Source organism: Tardiphaga sp. GW821-FHT12E02 (genome assembly GCF_058807155.1).
The window spans coordinates 290937-310676 of record NZ_JBXAQK010000002.1 but is presented as its reverse complement, the minus strand read 5'-3'; the positions used below and the strand labels follow the sequence as shown (position 1 = coordinate 310676).

At 61.3% G+C, this 19740-nt stretch carries 17 protein-coding genes and 1 pseudogene; 3 read left to right on the top strand and 15 right to left on the bottom strand.

Annotated elements, in window-relative coordinates; translation table 11 throughout:
- Positions 1-454: 454 nt before the first annotated feature.
- The 8 genes and pseudogenes from AC1RQ5_RS28960 to AC1RQ5_RS28925 all read right to left on the bottom strand — a co-directional run bounded on the left by AC1RQ5_RS28960 (position 455) and on the right by AC1RQ5_RS28925 (position 8596).
- Entirely contained in the window at positions 455-805 is a 351-nt protein-coding gene (locus AC1RQ5_RS28960; protein ID WP_493204155.1) for a glutathione S-transferase N-terminal domain-containing protein, read from the bottom strand.
- Positions 806-903: 98 nt separating this feature from the next.
- A complete protein-coding gene (locus AC1RQ5_RS28955; protein ID WP_493204153.1) occupies positions 904-1392 on the bottom strand; it encodes a pyridoxamine 5'-phosphate oxidase family protein in 489 nt (162 codons plus the stop codon).
- Between the two features lie 129 nt (positions 1393-1521).
- Positions 1522-2049 (bottom strand): annotated as a pseudogene (opgC, locus tag AC1RQ5_RS28950) (OpgC domain-containing protein); the annotation flags it as partial.
- Positions 2050-2099: 50 nt separating this feature from the next.
- Positions 2100-2468 (bottom strand): hypothetical protein, encoded by a 369-nt coding sequence (locus AC1RQ5_RS28945; RefSeq protein ID WP_493204152.1) that lies wholly within the window; start codon positions 2466-2468, stop codon positions 2100-2102.
- Entirely contained in the window at positions 2468-5680 is a 3213-nt protein-coding gene (locus tag AC1RQ5_RS28940) for an efflux RND transporter permease subunit (protein ID WP_493204150.1), read from the bottom strand. Before AC1RQ5_RS28940 ends, AC1RQ5_RS28945 begins: the two co-directional genes overlap by 1 nt.
- A gap of 102 nt (positions 5681-5782) precedes the next feature.
- Positions 5783-6751, bottom strand: coding sequence for a divalent metal ion exporter adaptor subunit IhpB (gene ihpB, locus AC1RQ5_RS28935; protein WP_493204148.1), 969 nt, complete (start codon positions 6749-6751; stop codon positions 5783-5785).
- Entirely contained in the window at positions 6748-8022 is a 1275-nt protein-coding gene (gene ihpA / locus AC1RQ5_RS28930; protein WP_493204146.1) for a divalent metal ion exporter subunit IhpA, read from the bottom strand. Before ihpA ends, ihpB begins: the two co-directional genes overlap by 4 nt.
- Before the next feature lie 58 nt (positions 8023-8080).
- Positions 8081-8596: a hypothetical protein gene (locus tag AC1RQ5_RS28925; RefSeq protein WP_493204145.1), complete on the bottom strand. Its 516-nt coding sequence runs from the start codon at positions 8594-8596 to the stop codon at positions 8081-8083.
- Positions 8597-8759: 163 nt separating this feature from the next.
- Here AC1RQ5_RS28925 and AC1RQ5_RS28920 point away from each other — a divergent pair, with 163 nt between their 5' ends.
- Together AC1RQ5_RS28920 and AC1RQ5_RS28915 are read left to right on the top strand one after the other, a co-directional pair.
- Entirely contained in the window at positions 8760-9071 is a 312-nt protein-coding gene (locus AC1RQ5_RS28920) for a bile acid:sodium symporter (protein WP_493204143.1), read from the top strand.
- A 749-nt stretch (positions 9072-9820) separates the two neighbouring features.
- Entirely contained in the window at positions 9821-11809 is a 1989-nt protein-coding gene (locus tag AC1RQ5_RS28915) for a carbohydrate porin (RefSeq protein ID WP_493204141.1), read from the top strand.
- Here the strand turns inward: AC1RQ5_RS28915 and AC1RQ5_RS28910 are convergent.
- From AC1RQ5_RS28910 to AC1RQ5_RS28885, 6 genes are all read right to left on the bottom strand, one after another.
- Complete coding sequence (locus tag AC1RQ5_RS28910) at positions 11806-13185, bottom strand: tetratricopeptide repeat protein (protein WP_493204139.1); 1380 nt, start codon at positions 13183-13185, stop codon at positions 11806-11808. The two genes, AC1RQ5_RS28915 and AC1RQ5_RS28910, sit on opposite strands and share 4 nt — an antisense overlap.
- 193 nt (positions 13186-13378) lie before the next feature.
- On the bottom strand, positions 13379-14395 hold the full coding sequence (locus AC1RQ5_RS28905) for a cation diffusion facilitator family transporter (protein WP_493204137.1): 1017 nt from the start codon (positions 14393-14395) through the stop codon (positions 13379-13381).
- A 280-nt stretch (positions 14396-14675) separates the two neighbouring features.
- Positions 14676-15152, bottom strand: coding sequence for a hypothetical protein (locus AC1RQ5_RS28900; protein ID WP_493204135.1), 477 nt, complete (start codon positions 15150-15152; stop codon positions 14676-14678).
- A gap of 299 nt (positions 15153-15451) precedes the next feature.
- Positions 15452-15766 (bottom strand): ferritin family protein, encoded by a 315-nt coding sequence (locus AC1RQ5_RS28895; protein ID WP_493204134.1) that lies wholly within the window; start codon positions 15764-15766, stop codon positions 15452-15454.
- Positions 15767-15841: 75 nt separating this feature from the next.
- Positions 15842-16393 (bottom strand): MgtC/SapB family protein, encoded by a 552-nt coding sequence (locus tag AC1RQ5_RS28890; RefSeq protein WP_493204132.1) that lies wholly within the window; start codon positions 16391-16393, stop codon positions 15842-15844.
- A 35-nt stretch (positions 16394-16428) separates the two neighbouring features.
- Positions 16429-16821: a hypothetical protein gene (locus AC1RQ5_RS28885; RefSeq protein WP_493204131.1), complete on the bottom strand. Its 393-nt coding sequence runs from the start codon at positions 16819-16821 to the stop codon at positions 16429-16431.
- A 1299-nt stretch (positions 16822-18120) separates the two neighbouring features.
- On the opposite strand from AC1RQ5_RS28885, the gene AC1RQ5_RS28880 reads away from it, so the two are divergent.
- Positions 18121-19437: an NRAMP family divalent metal transporter gene (locus AC1RQ5_RS28880; RefSeq protein ID WP_493204129.1), complete on the top strand. Its 1317-nt coding sequence runs from the start codon at positions 18121-18123 to the stop codon at positions 19435-19437.
- Here the strand turns inward: AC1RQ5_RS28880 and AC1RQ5_RS28875 are convergent.
- Positions 19430-19717, bottom strand: a complete 288-nt coding sequence (locus AC1RQ5_RS28875; protein WP_493204128.1) for a hypothetical protein — start codon at positions 19715-19717, stop codon at positions 19430-19432. The genes AC1RQ5_RS28880 and AC1RQ5_RS28875 overlap by 8 nt on opposite strands.
- Positions 19718-19740: the final 23 nt, after the last annotated feature.

Below are 19740 nucleotides of genomic sequence, written 5' to 3'. Positions count from 1 at the left end.
CGGCGGTCGCTATTGCGAGGACTGCCACGTCGCGCGCATCATCGACGAGCCGGTGGATGCGGTGGCCGAAGGACTTTACGCCTAGGCCGTCGATCCAGCGCGTGCGCAGGCATTGTGGAACAGGAGCGCAGATCTGGTAAGCCTTCGCTGGTGTTGCCCGCCCTTGGACGATCACATGGTGAGCAGCACGCTCTTTTCCCGTGCAAGCGCGCGCCGGGCGGCGGGCCGCTCGATCAGTCGGTCCTTCATCGCAGTCAGGTGGGTCAACTCGGCGATAGGAAGGCCCAGATCGCGTGCCCATGGGAAGAAGACTAGGGCATAGGGTCCGCCGGGCTGAACCTCTCCCCCATCAGCCAAGGCCGGTCGGCGAGCATGGCATCGATCTACTTCAGCTGCTCCCAGTAACGGTGTCTGGCCTGCGCCTTGATCGAGGCGTGCATCGTCGTGTCGGGCGTCAGACGCTCCGGATGGATGAAGTGCTTGAAGGTCGTGTGAACGGTTCCCGACAGCCAAGCGCACAGGGCGATCGTCGCGCACGGTCGAGCGGCGCATCACCAAGCAGCCTTCCTTCCAGATACGTCATCCCGATCCAGCCGAGGATAGCGGTCGATTCTAGCAGGACCCGGCCGTCGTCGAAGCGCAGCGCCGGCACCTTCGCGCGGGGGTTGATCGCCCGATACGCGGACTTGAACTGCTTGCCGGTAAAGATGTTGACCTTGCTGGTCTCGAACGTCGCGCCGGCTTCCTCACGCGCGACGTGCGAAGACATCGAGCAGGCATAGGGGCAATAGTAGAGCGTGACCATGTCGGGCATCTCCGCGAGCCGGAAGTCTGGGTTAAGTGGAAAGAGGATCTGCCGCCTATTGTGCGGCGAGTTGCGCGCGTAGGTCGGCGTTTTCCGCTTCAAGCGCCGCCAGCCGGCCGCTGACCGGCCGCAACATTTCGGTCAGTTCCGCATCGCGGCACGATGTGCTGAGGGCAGTTCCAGTCGAACGTGCGCAAGGTCATGCGAACGATGCGCTCGGCCGTGCCGGTTGCACCCTGAAGCACCGTCGCTGCCAGCTTCTGATCCGCCTCAAGCGACACGGCCTCGGCATGGACGTAGATCTTCAGCCGGGCACGACGGGAATAGTCCATGACGAACAGGCAGGCCCGGTCGTTGACCGAAAGGTTGCCGATTCTGAGATACTGGAAGTTGCCGCGATAGTCGGCGACGCCAGCGTGCGATCGTCGAGCATGTTTAGGAAGCCCGCGCGGCCGCCGCGATGCTGGACATAGGGCCAGCCGGTTTGGCATGTGGTCGCCCATGTAAAAGCTGTCGCGGGCGGCGATGAACTGTGCTTCGCGCTCCGTGGAGCGGTCGAATTGCCGGTTTCCGCTGAAAACTCCCACATGTGTGCAACGCGTGCTGCTGCTGCACTGCGCGCACGGCCGGAGTCACGGCCACGTCCAGAAATCCGAAACCCATAGTCACCTCCTCCTGAAGGGTTGACGCCGCAACTTGTCATTCTGGGCGTAGGCGGCTTTACCCGGTGCCTTGGTCAACGACCACAGCACCAGCGGAAACGGAGCCATCAGGGCGATGTACAGCGGCAGGACGTCCAGGTTGAGGGGGCGGTATTCGAGCAGCAGACCGTGCTTCAGGAATTCGATCGGTTCGGCGATCAGGCTGCGGATGTTGTGCTCGTCGAGCAGATGGGCGTGGCCGTAGCGCTGCGCGACGTAGCCGACCGCCACCACGTAGAAGACGAACAGAAGCACGTAGGCGACGTAGATCTGCCAGACCCGGCCGAGGATCCCGGCGGCGGCCGCGAGCAGCCCCTTCGCACGCAGCATCTTCGAATACACGAATGCGACGGTGAACCCCGAGACGAACACGAACAGCTCCGCCGCGTCGCTGAATCCGTAGTTCCGCATGGTGAGCCACGCGACCACGTTGTTGGGCACGTGATCGAGGAAGATCGCCCAATTCGCCATGCCGCGGAATAGATCTAGACGCAGATCCCGTGCCGTGCCGCCTGATTTCGTTGCGTCGTTCATGATGTCCATTCGGAGCGCCGCCGCTGCGGCGCTCCTCGTCGGTTGTAGAATTGCCAAGCTTAGTTCTTGAACTTCGCCTGGCCGGACTTCCCGTCTGCGGTCTTAATCGTGATGGTGACGGCGGATCCAGGTGCGATGTCCTTTTTGGCGTCGGCCTTCAGCGCATTGCCTTCGGCGACGAGCGGAAGCATCTCGCGATCGCTGCCGGCGGTCAGCAGAGCGCTCCCGGAAAACCCGGTGGTCGCCACCGGCTTCTTGGCTTCGTCGAAGACGTTGAACATGATCGTCCTGCCCTTGACGATCATCTCGACATCGACGCCGGCGACGTCCTCCATCGGGCCGCCGTTCGGGCCTTTTTCGTGCGCGTGCTGCGCAAGTGCTGGACCCGCCAACAGCAGAGCGGCGGCGACGAGCATTATCTTCTTCATCAGTGGTCTCCCTTGGTGGTTTCGACAGACATCGCCGGCACGGCGGCGGGCGACGATTCCCGGCGGAACAGGATGTAGAGCGCCGGAAGAACGAGAAGCGTCAGGATGGTCGAGGAGATGATTCCGCCGATGACGACGGTCGCCAGCGGCCGCTGCACCTCGGCGCCGGCGCCGGTGGCGATCGCCATCGGCACGAAGCCGAGCGAGGCGACGAGCGCGGTCATCAGCACCGGCCGCAGCCGCGTCAGCGCGCCTTCGTGGACGGCCTGCATGATCGTCTTGCCTTCGTGACGCAGCCGCTCGATGAAGGTGATGATCACCAGACCGTTGAGCACGGCCACGCCGGACAGCGCGATGAACCCGATGCCCGCGCTGATCGACAGCGGTATCCCCCGCAGGACCAGCGCGAAAATGCCACCGGTCAGCGCGAGCGGCACCCCGCTGAAGACGAGGAATGCATCGGCGACCGACCCCAGACTAATGAACAGTAGCAACAGGATCAGCAGCAGCGCGATCGGAACGACAATCATGAGACGCTGGGTCGCGGAAACGAGCTGCTCGAACTGGCCGCCCCACCCGATCCAGTATCCGGCCGGCAGCTTCACCTTCTGGGCGATCTGACTCTGTGCGTCCGTCACGAACGATCCGAGATCCCTGCCGCGCACGTTGGCTGACACGACGATGCGTCGCTTGCCGTCTTCGCGGCTGATCTGGTTCGGACCGGGCGAAACGGAAATCTCCGCAAGCTCCGACAAAGGCGCATAGCGCATCTGGTTGAGCGGCGAAGTGCCGAGGACGGCCGGCTGAGGCTTGGCTTGACCGTCGAGAGGCGGCAACGGGATCGGAAGCGATTTCATGGCCTCGATGTCGGAGCGTCTGTCTTCCGGAAGCCGGACGACAAGATCGAAACGGCGATCGCCTTCAAAGACGAGACCGGCGCTCTTTCCTCCTACCGCGATCTCGACCAGGCTCTGAACGTCGGCGACGCTGATGCCGAGGCGCGCCAGAGCTTTGCGGTCGAGCTTTACGGTCAGCACCGGCAGGCCGGCGACCTGCTCAGTCTTGACGTCCGATGCACCTGGCACAGCCTGGAGCACGGTTTGTATCTGACCGGCGACCTGCGACAGCACTTCCAGATCGTCTCCGAATATCTTTACGCCGACGTCGCTCCGGACGCCGGAGATCAGTTCGTTGAAGCGCAGCTGGATCGGCTGGGACAATTCGTAGCTGCTGCCGGCAACCTCTTCCGACGCTTCTTCGATTGACTTCATGACATCCAACTTCGGCTTTTCGGGGTCGGGCCACTGGTCGCGCGGCTTCAGCATCACATAACCGTCCGAGATCGACGGAGGCATCGGATCGGTGGCGACCTCGGCGGTGCCGGTGCGCGCAAAGGTCTCTTTCACCTCAGGAATCTGAAGCAAGCGTTTCTCCAGAGCCTGCTGCATTTCCAGCGACTGGGTCAGGCTGGTTCCCGGGATGCGGATGGCCTGGAGGGCGACGTCGCCCTCGTCCAGGCTTGGGATGAACTCGCCGCCCATGCGCGATGCCGCATATCCGCTGGCGACCATCAGTAAGACAGCCATCACGGCCACCACCGCGCGGAAGCGGATGGCGAGGTCCAGCATCGGTACGTAGGACCGATGCGCCAGCCGCATGAACCAGTTCTCCTTCTCCGACACCTTGCCGGTGACCATCAGCGCGACGGCGGCAGGCACGAAGGTCATCGAAAGAAGGCTGGCGCCCAGCAGTGCGATCAGGACCGTCAGCGCCATCGGCGTGAACATCTTGCCCTCGACGCCTGTCAGCGTCAGGACCGGCAAGTAGACAACGGCGATGATCAGGGTCCCGAACAGGCTCGGCTTGATGACTTCGCGCGAGCCCGCGATGATCGTCTCGAAACGCTCTTCGCGCGTCAGTATCCGTCCGCGTTTCGCCTGTTCATGGGCGAGAAGCCGCAGGCAGTTCTCGACGATGATGACGGCGCCATCGATGATGATGCCGAAGTCGATCGCGCCGAGGCTCATTAGATTGGCGCTGACCTTGTTCTCGAACATGCCCGTGATCGTGAACAGCATAGCCAGCGGGACGACCAACGCGGTTGCGATTGCCGCCTTGAAGTTGCCGAGGATGAGAAACAGGATGACGATCACCAGTAAAGCGCCTTCGACCAGGTTCTTCTCGACGGTCGCGATGGTCGCATCGACGAGATGGGTGCGGTCGTAGATCGCTCGGACGGTCACGCCATCTGGAAGCGACTTACCAATCTGCTCAAGTTTGGCCGCTACGCGCTGCGCCACCGTCCGGCTGTTCTCGCCGATCAGCAGCATCGCCGTCCCCATGACCATTTCGCTGCCGTTCAGCGTGGCTGCCCCGGTACGCAGGTCCTTGCCTTCCTTTACGTCAGCTACATCGCTTATGCGCACCGGCACGCCCCCGCGCGAGCCGATCACGATCTGCCTGATATCGTCGAGGTTCGCGACCTGACCAGGGGTGCGGACGAGGTACTGTTCACCGTTCTTCTCGATGTAGCCGGCACCTACGTTGGCATTGTTCGCCGCCAGCGCCGCCATCACGTCACGGAAGCTGAGGCGGTAGGCCATCAGCTTGCTGGGATCCGGAAGCACGTGAAATTGCTTCTCGAAGCCGCCGATCGTGTTGACCTCGTTGACCCCCGTAACGTTGCGAAGCTGTGGTTTGATGATCCAGTCCTGCACCGTACGCAGGTCGGTCGGGCTGAACGGCTGACCCTCAGCATTCTTGGTGCCCGGCTTTGCCTCGACAGTGTAGTGATAAATCTCCCCAAGGCCGGTCGAGACCGGTCCCATCGCGGTCTCGATGCCGGTCGGTAGTAAGTCTTTCACGCGCTGCACCCGCTCATTGACAAGCTGCCGCGCGAAATAAATGTCGATGCCGTCCTTGAAGACGATCGTCACCTGACTGAGGCCGTAGCGGGACAGCGAGCGGGTGTTGACCAGGTTTGGCAGGCCACCCATCGCGGTCTCGATGGGAAAGGTGATGCGCTGCTCGACTTCAAGCGGCGAATAGCCCGGCGCGTTCGTGTTGATCTGCACCTGCACGTTCGTGATGTCCGGAACCGCGTCGATCGGCAGCCGACTGAAGTTCCAGGCTCCGAAGGCGGCCATCAGCAGGACGCCGATCATCACCAGCCAGCGCTGGCGGACTGAAAATGCGAGGGCGGCGTCGATCATAGGAAAGCTCCGGAAATAAAGTCGTGCAGTCGGTCCCCGGACGCGGAGAGCGGACGATGCTGGCAGGCGGGGTCGCGCGACGACGACGCGCGAATATTGGTGTTAGTGCTCATGACCGGCACTACCTTTCCCGAGCTCCGCCTTCACGATGAAGCTGTTCTGAGCCGCGTATTTGTCGCCTTCGAGAAGACCGAAAAGGATCTCCACGTTCTCCGGATCGCGCGCGCCGATCTCGACGTCGCGCACTTCGAACTTCGCGCCGTTCCGCACGAAGACGACGTTCCGGTTCTCAACGGATTGTATGGCGGCGGCCTTCACCGCTACCGCGACCTTTTTCGCGGAAAGTATCAGGCGCGCCGACACGAACAGGCCGGTACGCAGGCGCAGGCCTTTGTTCTGGACGACGGCGCGCACCAGGGCGCTTTGCGTGTCGCTGCTTCCTACCGGCGAGACGTAGGAGATCCTGGCCTCGATCGGCTTGCCTCCGTCTCCGACGTCGATGACGACAGTGTCGCCCACCTTCACGCGCGACAGGTCGCGGCGGTAGACGGATAGATCGACCCAGACTGTCGAGATGTCGGCGACGATGAAGGATGGCTTCTGCTCGGAGGCGTATTCGCCGAGCGAGATCTGCCGGTCGATCACCGTTCCCGCGATCGGAGCGCGCATCTCGTACGTGGTCAGGCTCTGGTTGCTCTCGATCTTGGCGAGCAGTTCGCCCTTCTCGACCGGGTCGCCGATGCGCTTCTTGATCTCGCGCACGACGCCGGGAAAGCGCGGCGTGACCTGCACCAGCATTTCCTGGTTGGGCTGGATGATGCCGTTGAGCACGACGGAGTCGTTCAAGGTCGCTTCCGAAGCCGACAGTATCTCGATGTTCGAGGACGCGACCTTGGCGTCGGCCATCTCGACGACGCCCTCTTCTTCATGACCCTTCTCTTCCGGCTTGGATTCCTGTTTAGCGTCTTTGGCGGCCGGCTCGGACGACTTGCCGGGCGTCGCGGCATAGAAGGCGGCACCGGCAGCAAGAACGGCGAGTGCGCCGACGATCATGACGATAGGTTTCTTCATCGTGCGCTCTCCCGCGCCAGTGCGAATGGATTGCCGACGAGCCCCTCGATGATGGCGACGGCGACGTGGAAGTTCTGCTGGGCCTCCTGCTCGCGCAGGCGGGCCTGGGCGACGCTGGCCTGCGCGTCGAGCACCTCGAGCAGCGAGAAACGACCCTGGCCGTATCCTTCGAAGATCGCATCCGCGGCTTGGCGTGACTTCGGAATCGCGGTCTCTCGGAGGATCGCCAGTTCGCGGAGCGAGCCCTGCAGGGTGTCGTAGGCCCGCCCCGCCAGCACGATCAGCGTGTTGCGGTTCGCCTCCCGCTCGGCGCGGGTCTTCGCCAGGCTTTCTTGTGCCGAGAGGATGTTGCCCTGGTTCTGGTCGAACACCGGGATCGCGACGGTGACGCCCAGCCGGACGGCATCGTCGCCGGTGTCGTTGAAATGCCGCCAGCCGGCGTTGACCCGGACGTCCGGATAGGGACGTAGCCTTGCGATGAGGAGCTCCGCGTTGCGCTGCGCGTAGATGGCAGTCCAGCGCACCAGTTGCGGGTTGGCGTCGATGGCTGCGATCACGGCGTTGAACGACGGTGGGCGCCCGGTGGCATCGAGCCGTCCCGAGACGGCCGAAAATTTCGGCGCCGTGTCCCCCATCAACACCGCGAGTTCCCGCCTCGCAGTGGCGAGAAGCGATCGCACGCGCTCGCGATCGGCCTTCACCAGCGCCGAGGCGACTTCCGCACGCCCCGTCTCCGCGAGCGACGAGGCCCCGGCCTCCACGCGACGCTGCAGCAGCGGCGTGATCCGGTCGATCTCGGCGACCTGTTCGTCGAGAATCTGGATGCGGCGCTGCGCCCCGAGCACATTGAGGAAGGCCCCGGCGGTCTCGGCCAAGACTTCGAGGCGTATCGCCTTTCGCTGGATCGTGGCCGTCTCGATGCCGGCCTGACCCGCCGCGATGCGCGCGTCGCGCTTGCCGAACAATTCGAAGAGCTGGCTGATCTGCAGCGTGGTCTCGGCCGAACGCGTTCCCCGGTAAGGTCCGGAGCCGAACGAGTTGTCCTGTTCATAGGACAGCTCCGGATTGATCAGCGCTCCGGCCTGGATCCGCTGGCCGGAGGCGATTCCGATGTCGCGTTCGGCGGCCGTGAGCCGTGGACTGGCCGCCAGCGCGCGCTGGAGCGCAGTCTGCAGCGTGATGGTCTGCGAATGAGACACGCTTGTCAGCCAAGGGCTGACCAGCAATGCCGTCGCGCACACGATCAGCGTGGCGGCGCTTCTGAATGACATGAATTAAAGAACCTGAAGAACGGCCGAGTCTAGGCGCTCGCGCGCCCGGCGAATGCGTTCAGTTTAGGAACTTCGGTGGAGGAATGTCTAGCCGGGATTGAACTGCAATCAGCACGGGAGCTACCGTTAGGACGGGCGCAGCGGGAACCCCCGTCGGGACTGCGGCGACTGAAGGCACCGGCAATACTGCAGGAGCGCAGGTCGGGCGATGATCGCACGCGGCAGCACCGTTCTTCGCACCATCGTCGGCGGTGTCGGCAACTCGCTCGAACGCGATGCCCGACGCGGCCGCCTGATCGAGGCAGGAAATATTATGAGCAATGCCAATAAACACATATACGAAAGCAAAGCATATAAACATCAACCGGCGGAAACCGCCGCTCAACCGCTTGACCGCAAAATTGTGATTGGACGCTTGTATCATTCGCGCTGTGTAATAAGCTTCCTTGGCGAACACTATTACAGAAAACAAAAATTCTCTGTCCGGCTCGGCACGACCGATTGCCGCACGCTCCGACTGGAAGAGGCGGATTACCGACCAGTATGCGCGAGACGGTCTTTGCCCAATCACCACGATGTGGCACTTCGCTGCGGGATTTATTGGCGCCGGCGAGCGGCGTCACGGAAATGCGGCATGAAGCGGGATGAACTGCAGGAAATTCTGGAAACGCATCAAGTTGCGATTTACCTAGTCACCGTGATACCTTGGCGCGTTGATAGGATCGTTTTCTGGTGGAATGGAGGTGCTGGGGAAGGCCATCAACCCAGCACTGGCTGTGATATTGTTTGTAACTTTCCTCCAGCTTCCTGTCGCTTCGTTAGGACGAGCGTTTCGCAACAGGCGTTTTTTTGCGCCTGTGCTTTCGACAAATTTTATCGCGGTGCCGTTGATGGTTGCCCTAATTATACCGTTTGCGCCGCCGGATTTGCTGGTACGCATGGGCATTCTCTGTGTGCTGATATGCCCCTGCATTGACTATGTCGTTACGTTTGCACATCTCGGCCGAGGCGACGCTCGGCTAGTGTTGGCCGCGACGCGGTCCTGCTAGTCGTCCAGATGGTGCTGCTGCCGGTATGGCTCCGACTTTTCCTCGGGGCAACCGCCGCCCAGTTCGTCCAGCCAGGACCGTTCCTGCACGCATTTGTCTGGCTAATTGCGATGCCGCTAGGCTTGGCGATGGCGTGCCAGCTATGGGCAGGGCGAAGCGCTACGGGTACCTATATCACGAAAGCTTTCAATCTTCTTCCAGTCCTCGCCATTGCGGCTGTGCTGTTCATTGTAATTGCAGCACTATTGCCGCAGATTGCGCAAGCCCACACTGCTGTGCTCGGCGTCGTGCCGCTATACGTTTTTTTCGCAGTCTTTGCCCCTTGCAGGCTGGATCATAGGTCGCGTCGCGGGGCTCGACGCGCCAGCGGTTCGCGCTGTCGCATTTAGTGGAGCCACGCGCAATTCTCTCGTTGTGCTGCCTTTGGAACTCGCTATACCGGGCGCCACCCCTCTGATACCGGCAGTGATCGTGACGCAGACGCTCGTGGAGTTGATCGCGTCCCTGTTTTATATACGTTTGGTACCAAGGATTGGCAGCAAAGCGATGAGGCAGTAGGGCAGCCATTAGCAACAGACAGCAGTTAATGCGGCCTGGACTTATCAATGCTAGTTTGGCCTTTAAAGAGGCATATCTCGTTGATGTTCCTTTGTAGTTACGACGGAACCATGACAGCGAGCAGCTTTAAAAGCTTTGCTAAATCGTCCGCATTGTGGCCTTAAAAACCGACAATTTTCGGAGATGGGGCCATGAATCGGATCTTTCTTGGGGTATTGCTCGCGATGGGCATCTGCGACGCCGTCGCGGCAGATGCGATCAATCCGCACGCCGCAATTGTCGAATGGACGGGGGGATACCTTGGGGCTCATTACGGCTATTCGGGTGGAGGTTCCAAGTTTTCCTCGACCGGCGCAGGGACCCTGACTGCTCCTGGGTCCTTGAGCGTATTCGAAGATTTTGATCTTTTCAGAGGAACTGGAAGCTACGCGATCGGACTGGGCGCCGGGTACAATTTTATGCTGCAGTCGCGCTTTGTTTTCGGAGTCGAGGCCGATCTTTCCTTTCCAAATACGATCGCAGGTTCCGCAGCCATCCCTGGGGCGCCGGGCCCCTTTTCATTTAAAGAAGCTTCGTTGGCGTCAGGCACGGTGCGCGGGCGTTTTGGCTACGCTCCAGGCGCTTGGCTTTTTTACGCAACGGGCGGTCTAGCGTGGACTTACGACCAATCGACCCTTGCACCGGTCTTTGCTGGTGACGGCGAGACGCACGATATCACCCGTCTCGGACTGGCCTGGGGAGCGGGCGTCGAGTTTAGATTTTCGTCGCACTGGTCTACTAAGCTTGAGTACGTCGGCGCGGGCTTCGGAGCGCGGGAGGTGACATATTCCGTAGCGGCGCAGCCCGTCTCGTCGGATTGGGCGGTCCACACCGCACGTTTAGGGATTAACTACCACTTCGGCGGGGATGGCCTAAAAGCAGTAGACGTGAGCTTCAAACCGCTAGAGACAGACTGGTTCAATCTGCGCGCCCAGACCACCTATGTGCAGCAATACGCGGCACCGTTCCGTGCCCCCTACCGCGGTACGAACAGCCTCATTCCGAATCAGACGCGCGAGACCTGGGACGTCACCTTTTATGCCGGCATCCGGCCGTGGACGGGCGGAGAATTTTGGATCAACCCGGAGATCGACCAGGGTTTCGGCTTGAGCTCGACGGTAGGAGTCGCGGGGTTTCCCAGCGGCGAAGCTTACAAGGTCGGCTCGGCCAGCCCCTACGCGCGGATACCGCGCGCCTTCTTCCGCCAGACCATCGACCTCGGCGGGGATTCCAAGAGAGTCGAAGGCGACGTCAATCAATTTGGCGGTACGCAAACGAACGATCGGATCGTCCTGACTGTCGGCAAATTCGCCGTGACCGACGTCTTCGATACCAACAAGTACGCGCATGATCCCCGGAGGGATTTCATGAACTGGTCGCTGATCGACACCGGTACCTTCGACTATGCGGCGGACGCCTGGGGCTACACATACGGCGCGGCAATCGAGTGGTATACCGGCGCCTGGACCGTTCGAGGCGGCCTCTTCGATCTATCCAAGGTGCCGAACAGCTCGGAACTCGATCCGCGCTTCGAGCAGTTCCAGTGGGTCGGGGAAGTCGAGCACCGGCATGAAATATGGGGCAAGCCCGGCAAGGTTGCAGTGACGGGCTTTTTGTCGCGTGGACGAATGGGACGCTTCGACGACGCCGTAGCATTGGCCCAGGCCACGGGCGGGCCGGCGGACACGGGATCCGTCAGATCGTACCGCAGTCGCGGGGGCGTCAGCGTCAACCTCGAACAAGAGCTGACGCGCGACCTCGGCGTCTTCGCACGCGCCGGGATCGCGGACGGCTCCGTGGAGTCCTATGAGTTCACGGACATCGATCGGACGGCGGCGGTCGGGCTCGCCCTTGCTGGCGGATCGTGGCACAGACCGGACGACACTTTCGGTCTGGCAGGTGTCGTCAACGGTATTTCTGTAGCGCGGCGGGCCTATCTCGACGCCGGAGGGCTTGGCATTCTGGTCGGCGACGGACGTCTTCCCAATCCCGGTCCGGAGAAGATCCTCGAAAGCTATTACAGCTTCCCGATATCAGTCTGGCGTGCGACGTTGAACTATCAGTTCATCACGAACCCAGCGTTCAACCGGGACCGCGGCCCGGTTTCGGTCTTCGGCGCCCGCCTGCGCGCGCAATTCTAGCGACGGGGGGGACCGGCAGCCCCACTATTTTGTTCGGTCGTGTCCCCCAATTCCGCATTCGCGGCGCCAAACACCACCTCGGCGGGCGGACAATTAGCTCCTACGGATTTCAGGATCTGGCGGCCCTCCGTCGCTTTGCCGCTATGCATGAAGAACTCGCCGATGAAGAAATCCGCTTCGCAAAGGCGCTTGGCGACCTGAGGTCCGGTGCCTTCCCCGGCAAGCCGACGAACACCATCAACGTCCCGTTTCCCGAGATATAGATCGAGTACCGCTCCCGGCCATTGGCCGAGCTTCACTCTGGCTGCGTTTTCCTCGAGCTCCCGGCGGTCGTCGTATGCCTGGTGAACGCGGGATATGTGAAGCCAGATGGCCGGGTTCGGATTTGACGGCCTGAGGCGGACGGCTGTCCGGAGGTCCTCCACCGCCGCCGCATTCGCGTCAGAATAGATGCGTACGCGTGCTCGTCCCAGATAGACGGCGACGTTCCCGGGATCTATCATGTGCGCGCGATCGAAATCGTTCATGGCCTCCCCTGACCTGCCCAAGGCGAAATAGACGTTCGCTCTGTTGGTCCAAAATACGGGGTCGCTTTCGCGAAGCCGAATGGCTTCGCCGAAATCCGCGATGGCCCTTTCGGTATCTCCCTGCATGAAGTGGACGCCGCCGCGGTTGCTGTAGGCGTCGGCGAAATCCTTCCGCAGTCCGATCGCGCGATCATAATCGGCCAAAGCGGAATGGAAGTCCTGTTTCGCAATAAATACTTGGGCACGATTGTAAAAAGCCTCGGCATAACCCGGGTCGAGGCGCACCGCGGTCCCGTAGTGCTCGATGGCGAGGTCAAGCTGGTCGGTACGCAGGTATACCGAAGCAATATTTGCGTGGACCAGCGGGTTAGCAGGCGCAAGCCGTAGAGCTTGCAGCAGATCATCGCGCGCAAGCTCGAACTCCCGACGATCCGACCAGATCAACGCCCTATAGATGTAGGAGTTCGGGAATTCGGGGAGCAGCGCTATCGCGGCATCGAGATCGCCGAGCGCGCGGTCGCGCAAACCGAGCGCTTCGTAGGATACACCGCGGCTGTAGTAAACGAATCCCCGCTGGTCGAATGGAAAATCTCCGCGCCGAAGGGCCTCGTCGAACAACCGGACGGCGTACGGATATTGCCGCCGCTCTTTCGCGGCAAAGCCCTCGCGGACAAGGTCCGCAGGTGTTTGTGCCACTGCAGGTGCAGCGTGCGCAAACAGGACGAGAGCATATAAAGTGACGCTGGCCGCGACGCCCCAAAGAACAGCTGATGGCCGCGGCCGTATTGCGCGCTGTATTTCCGCGGCCATTCGGGTCGACGTCGGCGCCTTGCACTGAGGCTCTTGCATACCATCACCCCTCTGTTCAGGGAGGCCGACGGTCGGGAACAGACCCGATCGGCACCCCGCGTTCACCCGACCCGCGAGCCAATCGCTCGCGTCACCGCCCGTCGCCGTTCCGGAAGCCGGAATGGCTTACATGGAAACCCGGTGACGGCAGCTTCGACGGCGCGTCCGGGCGATCCCATCTTGTCTTTGCGACCTAGACGACATCATCCGATGCGAGCGAGCAAGCGTTGCCCTCGGTGATTTCGATCTGCAGCGTGGCATGGCCGATCTTGTACCGTTCTTGCAGCAGGTGAGCAGATTCCATGAGAAATTCGTCGCCCGGATGCCCGGACGGCATCACCAGGTGACACGTCATCGCCGTTTCGGTGGTGCTGATCGGCCAGACATGCAGGTCGTGGATTTCGGACACGCCCGGCCTGTCGGCCAAGAACGCCCGAACGGCTTCGAGATCGAGCTCGGCTGGCGCTGCGCTCAGCGACATGCCGACGGAACTCCGCAGCAATCCCCAGGTGCTCAGGAGAATGACCGCGCAAATGACGAGGCTCATTGCAGGATCCAACCACAACCATCCTGTCCACAGGATGAGCGCCGCCGAGAGGACGACACCGGCCGACACGGCGGCGTCGCCCGCCATGTGCAGAAAGGCGCCTTGAATATTGATGTCGCCTTTTCGTCCCCTGGCAAACAGCAGGGCGGTTGCTCCGTTCACGAAAATGCCGATCGTGGCCACCACCATGACGGTCACGCCGGCGACCGGTTCAGGATCGCGGAACCGCTGGACCGACTCCCATCCAATCGCTCCGGTGGCGACCAGCAGAAAGACCGCGTTTGCCAGCGCGGCAAGTATCGACGACCCGCGAAGCCCGTAGGTGAACCGTCCGCTTGGCGCGCGCTTGGAAGCGATCGACGCCGCCCAGGCTACCAAAAGGCCGAAAACGTCGCTCAGGTTATGCCCTGCGTCTGCCATCAACGCCGTCGAATTTCCGAGGTAGCCGTAGACTCCCTCTGCCACGACAAGCCCGGTGTTCAGGGTAACGCCGATGGCCAAGGCTTTACCGAAGCTTGCGGGTGCATGGACGTGGCCGGAACTACCATGAGCGTGGTGATGACCTTCGCTCACGGCATGCCGGTGATCGCCGCCATGGTCATGCGGATCGCCGCTGCGGTGGCGAGCCTGGACGGCACCAGCCTCGTTTCCTACGTCAGACAAGCCGTGTCCTCCTTTAGCTTTGATGGCTCTCGATCTGGACGGCCACATGGTCGATGCAGAAACGTCTTTCGGGACGCGACGTGCGCGGTTCGGCACCTCGCTTCCGCATGACCGGCGACGAAGACGACCGCTCATGGCGTCAAACCCGGACGTCACGGTCCATACGCGAAGATTATGAACCGCGCCAACGCCGGGCATTTCCGTGAGTTTCCGTTGCAGCAATTCCAAGTCCACTCGCGACGAATGCTGTCTTTTGTTCTGTCGGCTCTCGGTTCGGACTTCAATGAAATCGCCTCCCGTCCCACATGAACCGTTTGCAGCAGCTATGGTCGAACGCGCCACAATGCACTTCGATGGAAGGGACGCCGGATACGATCGACATGTCTATTTCGAAGGCTTTTCCGTGCCAGACCTCCCATTGCGTGCCGGCCCGAGAGACGAAGACGCGATGGAGGCATCCGTCGGACGAACAGACTTCTTCCCTGTTCACGCAACCGATCTGATCGAAGTGTACCGACGTGAATTCTTCCCCCTCGTCCGCCTGAAGATACCGTAGAAAACCGTTGCGCACCGTGATATCCTCACTTCCGCACCGGCGCTTCGCAGCCTCGATCGCGGAGCGGATGGCCGGCGACAACCGGGCGAACTGCCCGGAAGACAAGGGGACCAAGCGGCCCTCGGCCTGCCCCGAAGCCCGTGCCATGGCACCGGACGGCATCAGGCAGATCAGCATCAGCACCAGAACTAATCGATGCAAGATACCCTCCTGATTGCATCGTGGACGGCTTCACCAAACCGGTTGGTCCGGCTTATAGGAGGCGCGGACACGCTCCTGCTCGGACCGGACGATCGAATTAACCGCCGGGCATTGTCAGTCGAGATCATTGCGGCTATTCCGAGTAGCCACCGTTCACGACGTGCGGCCGGCTCCGGTGTTCGCGAGGGTGTGGACCGCCCCGGATACCGCTGGCGTTCGGCCAAGATCGCTCCTGCTTGCCAAGCGCGCTTCCGCCGCAAGTCGTGCTCGTTTCCGTGGGGACGACCTTCCGAGACACTCTAGTCGACCTTCTTTTCGGCTTTTTCAGCAAGTTCGACGATATCGCCTTCCGTGAAGAGAATGCCTTGAAGTTCGGTCCTCCAATCCTTGCTGCGGCGAAGGAGAAATTCCAGATTCATTCCGAAATGCTTGAATTCTTCCTTCTGCGCGTTGGCCATAATCGCTTTCGCTTCCTTATCCTTTTCAAGCGACATGCGCTGTTCGTACCAGCCGATGGCCTCCGCTTCTTCGATCAGCGACGTGATCATGCGTGCAAAGGTGCGCATCTCCTGCGAAAGTTCGTTCGCCGGTTCGTGGTATTGGTCGAAACCCATCTTGTTCTCCCGCTGGTTGTTGGACGGAACGCTGGTGTGAATTGGTGCGGGCGCTGCCCGGCCACGTAACGTAAGTCAAAATTCGTTGGGCTCTCCTTCCGGCTTGATCTTCTTCGGCCGCCAGCGACGGGCGTCGAGCCGGCCTACAACGGGCAGGTATTCAAATTCCAGAATGAGTACCACCATCACGGTAACGAGCGCGGCAATCAGAAGCTCGCCGACGCCCGCAAGCATACCGACCGCGGCCGTCGACCAGATTGCCGCCGCAGTGGTCAAGCCTCGGACGGCACCCCCGTCCCTGAGGATCATGCCGCCGCCCAGAAAGCCCACGCCGGTCACCACGCCTGCCATCACTTTTTCCGCGCTGGCCGGGAAATTCTCGACGCCAACGGCCGTGAAGGCGGCCGCTCCCAGGCTTACAAGCATGAAGGTGCGGTCGCCGGCTTCCGACCCCCGAAACTCGCGCTCCCACCCGATCGGGAAAGCCAGCGCCACCGCAACGCCTATTCGCACCAGCAGCGCAACGTCGAACCTTGTGGTTCCGCCGGCGTCCCCGATCGTGGCAGACGCGATTGCAGCGTCGCTTCCCAGCACGAAAATGAGAAAAAACAAAGCGACGTTTGCCATCGTAGGACGAGCCGCAAGATTGAAGGGTATCCGATTCACTTCCCAATCCTTTTCCGTTCTTGAAGAGGGCTTGGCGGACGGGTTTGCCGGATGGCATTTAGGGTGAATGGCGGCAAAACATCCCCGTCGACGCCGCCGGTCTCGATTCGATCGGCTTCACACTGGCTACCCGGCGGCCGAGCCTGAAAAATCTGATCGCGGATCTTTTCGGAGTCTGCGGGGCTGCGAACCGTCACCCCGCCGCCCGTCGCCGAGCTACCGACGTCCTCGGCATCGGCATGCTCCGGAGGGAAGTTTCCATCTTCGACGAACAGAATGCGCGGATCTATCCCCTCGGAGCGAAACAAAGCCGCTCGTGCTGCAAGGCGCCCCTCATGATCGAGGCCTTGCCGGCAAAACAGCCCCTCTCTGTGTCCTCCCAGTTTCACGTCATGCCCTCCTTTCGCAGCCTTTTGTAAGTGCTCCCACGGTGTCCAAAAATCCGCAGACGCGTTCCGCGCGCAATTTTCTCAAGAGAGTGCAATTGACTGACCCGATCGAACGTCGCCGGGGCGAGATCCAGACCGACAACGCCCTCCGCCAGTCTGCTCGATAGTATCGCTCATGAAGCCCTGCGCCCACGCCATGTAACCCCTGCGAACGGGAGAATTACTTCTCACATCCTCTGCGAACTTTCGACAAGTTGTGGCACCCAAACCGACGATCGTCGCCTTCGTTTCTTTCCGCCAAGGCGCCGCCCGCGGCAGCGACGACCGCAGTCCCGCACAGAGCTATGACGTAGAGCCGACGTCCGGATTGCGAGAACCTAGCGTTCCTACGACCTTTCAGCGCGACGCCCAGGAAAACATACGAAGACCTGAAAAGCACGAAGGCGACGCGGTCGGACCGCGCGGCGGCAATGTTCGGGCGGAACGTTTAGGTGGCGGCGTATCAAGCCGAGGTGAGTTGCGAATGGGAGCATAAACTAGGCAGGGTACAGGGTAACCGGGACGCGGAGGGGGCGGCCATCCAAATGGAGAACCGGCATCACGACCGGCGCGGAGACGCAGCAATGTCCTGCCGCAACGCCCAACTTCTTCGGGCTGCCTTCATACGCCCCGTCGCCTAGCATGTTGCCGGAATCAGACGAGGTGGCAGCAATGACAACTTCATCGGTGCTGGCGTCTGCATGGGCGAGACCGACGAAAAGGTAGGCGAAAGCAAGAAACATCAGCAACGACCGGCGAAATCCCGGCGTTCGCAATCTAGGCATTTCATGACCGACCCGACGTTCCATGGCGTCGGGTTAGCAAATTCCGTACGCGAACACTATTACAATGTTGGTCACATTTCGGAACCTTGCGCGCTTCCGTTGTGACGAGCGGTCATCCAGATCCGCGCCAGGCCGCCGTATGATGCAACGTCAAGCATGACCGGCCCGTTACCTACGCCCCAGGATTCGGCTCAATCCGATGATCGTCCCTGCGGCGCCGACGGGACCTATTATGGTGATCCATGGGTGATCCGGAAATACGCGGTGAAGAAGAATGCCTGCAATCGTCGCGGTCAAGGCTGTTGCCGCCAGAACGCCGAGGATGAAGATGGTCCGTTGCGCCGGGGGCATCGTTGAAAACCTTGCAGGACCTTGACGAATCACAGTTTGCTAGTTCGACGACTGAAGCAAGTCCACGCCTCAACGGCCGGTCGGATGCTCACGATACCGACCGCATTCCGTACGCAGGAGACGCATGCCCGAGACGAGCCCAATGCATGAAGGCCCGACGACAGCGCCTAGTCCGGTTGTTGGCCAAAGCAAGCCCCGCTTTCTGGACGTCTTGGGTCCCGGGCTGATCACCGGTGCCTCCGACGACGATCCCAGCGGCATCGCGACATACAGCCAGGCCGGCGCACAGTTCGGCTACTCGCTTAGCTGGACGATGCTCTTCACCTATCCGCTGATGTCAGCCGTCCAAATGATAAGCGGGCGGATCGGCCGGACGACGGGCCGCGGCTTGGCGGGCAACCTGCGACAGCATTATCCGAACTGGCTCCTGCAGATATTCGTGGCGCTGCTCGCGACCGCGAACATCATCAATATCGGCGCCGACCTGGGCGCCATGGCCGACTCCACCAGTCTGGTGCTTGGCGGACCGAAAACGCTCTACGTTGTCCTATTCGGTAGCGCGTGCATCGGATTGCAGGTGCTGCTGCAGTACACACGGTATGTATCCTATCTGAAATGGCTGACGCTCGCGCTACTTGCCTACGTAGCGACGCTGTTTATGGTCGACGTGCACTGGAGCGAAGCGCTGAGCCAGATGGTGCTGCCATCCATCACTTGGAAGACCGAATATATCCAGACTGTCGTAGCCGTCTTTGGGACGACAATCAGTCCTTACCTGCTGTTCTGGCAGGCATCCCAGGAGGCTGAGGACATACGCGCCGTGCCCGAGCGTCAGATACTTAAACGGGCGCCGCAACAGGGCCCAGATGCCATCAAGAGGATCGAGATCGATACCCTGGTCGGCATGGGCGTCTCCAACTTCATCGCGCTGGCCATCATATTGACGACCGCGGCCACTCTCAATGTGTCGGGCGTGACGGACATCGAGACCTCCGCCCAGGCCGCGGAGGCGTTGCGTCCGATCGCCGGCAACCACGCCGCGACAATTTTCGCGCTGGGCGTTCTCGGTACCGGGCTGCTGGCAATTCCCGTCCTCGCGGGATCGGCGGCGTATGCCATCGGCGAAGCCCGCAGGTGGCCCATCGGCCTCGCTCGGCAGCCCAGGGAGGCGGCGGCATTTTACGCAACCATCGTGATGGCGACAGCCGTCGGCATCCTCCTGAATTTTGCGCCGATCAATCCCATCAAAGCACTGTATTGGTGCGCCGTCATCAACGGAATCGTGGCAATTCCTGTGATGGGACTGATGATGCTGATGGCAGCCAATTCGAAGATCATGGGTGAGTTCACGATAGGCTTCTGGCTGACGGGACTGGGATGGGTAGCGACGACGATCATGGCGGCTGCGGCAGTCGCTATGGGCGTCACCTACTTCATGTAGCCTTGTTAAGGTAAGTCGCGATCAGGTGCGCTCCGGCCGCCATCGTCGCAAGCACGATGGCTTCGTCCCACTCGGCAACCCGCTGCGTGAGCGGTTGTTTCCGAAGAATGGCCACCGTGGCCTGCACCAGCGAGCCGAGCCCGCTTACGCCCGCAAGGTACCGAAAAAACAGCGCGCTTGTGCCGCCCGTACCGACTGCAAGGGCCGCCGCCAGCGCTACGGCGAACGCGGCCTCAAATGCGACCTTCGAAAGCCACGTTCTCAAACGGTCTGTTTGCACTGCATCTCCGGTACGAAATAGGC

Coding starts and splice junctions, on each gene's coding strand:
- ihpB (WP_493204148.1), bottom strand. CDS start 6,751: ATGAAGAAACCTATCGTCATGATCGTCGGCGCACTCGCCGTTCTTGCT.
- AC1RQ5_RS28910 (WP_493204139.1), bottom strand. CDS start 13,185: ATGCAAGAGCCTCAGTGCAAGGCGCCGACGTCGACCCGAATGGCCGCG.
- AC1RQ5_RS28945 (WP_493204152.1), bottom strand. CDS start 2,468: ATGAAGAAGATAATGCTCGTCGCCGCCGCTCTGCTGTTGGCGGGTCCA.
- AC1RQ5_RS28890 (WP_493204132.1), bottom strand. CDS start 16,393: ATGGCAAACGTCGCTTTGTTTTTTCTCATTTTCGTGCTGGGAAGCGAC.
- AC1RQ5_RS28920 (WP_493204143.1), top strand. CDS start 8,760: ATGGAGGTGCTGGGGAAGGCCATCAACCCAGCACTGGCTGTGATATTG.
- AC1RQ5_RS28895 (WP_493204134.1), bottom strand. CDS start 15,766: ATGGGTTTCGACCAATACCACGAACCGGCGAACGAACTTTCGCAGGAG.
- ihpA (WP_493204146.1), bottom strand. CDS start 8,022: ATGTCATTCAGAAGCGCCGCCACGCTGATCGTGTGCGCGACGGCATTG.
- AC1RQ5_RS28940 (WP_493204150.1), bottom strand. CDS start 5,680: ATGATCGACGCCGCCCTCGCATTTTCAGTCCGCCAGCGCTGGCTGGTG.
- AC1RQ5_RS28915 (WP_493204141.1), top strand. CDS start 9,821: ATGAATCGGATCTTTCTTGGGGTATTGCTCGCGATGGGCATCTGCGAC.
- AC1RQ5_RS28960 (WP_493204155.1), bottom strand. CDS start 805: ATGGTCACGCTCTACTATTGCCCCTATGCCTGCTCGATGTCTTCGCAC.
- AC1RQ5_RS28880 (WP_493204129.1), top strand. CDS start 18,121: ATGCCCGAGACGAGCCCAATGCATGAAGGCCCGACGACAGCGCCTAGT.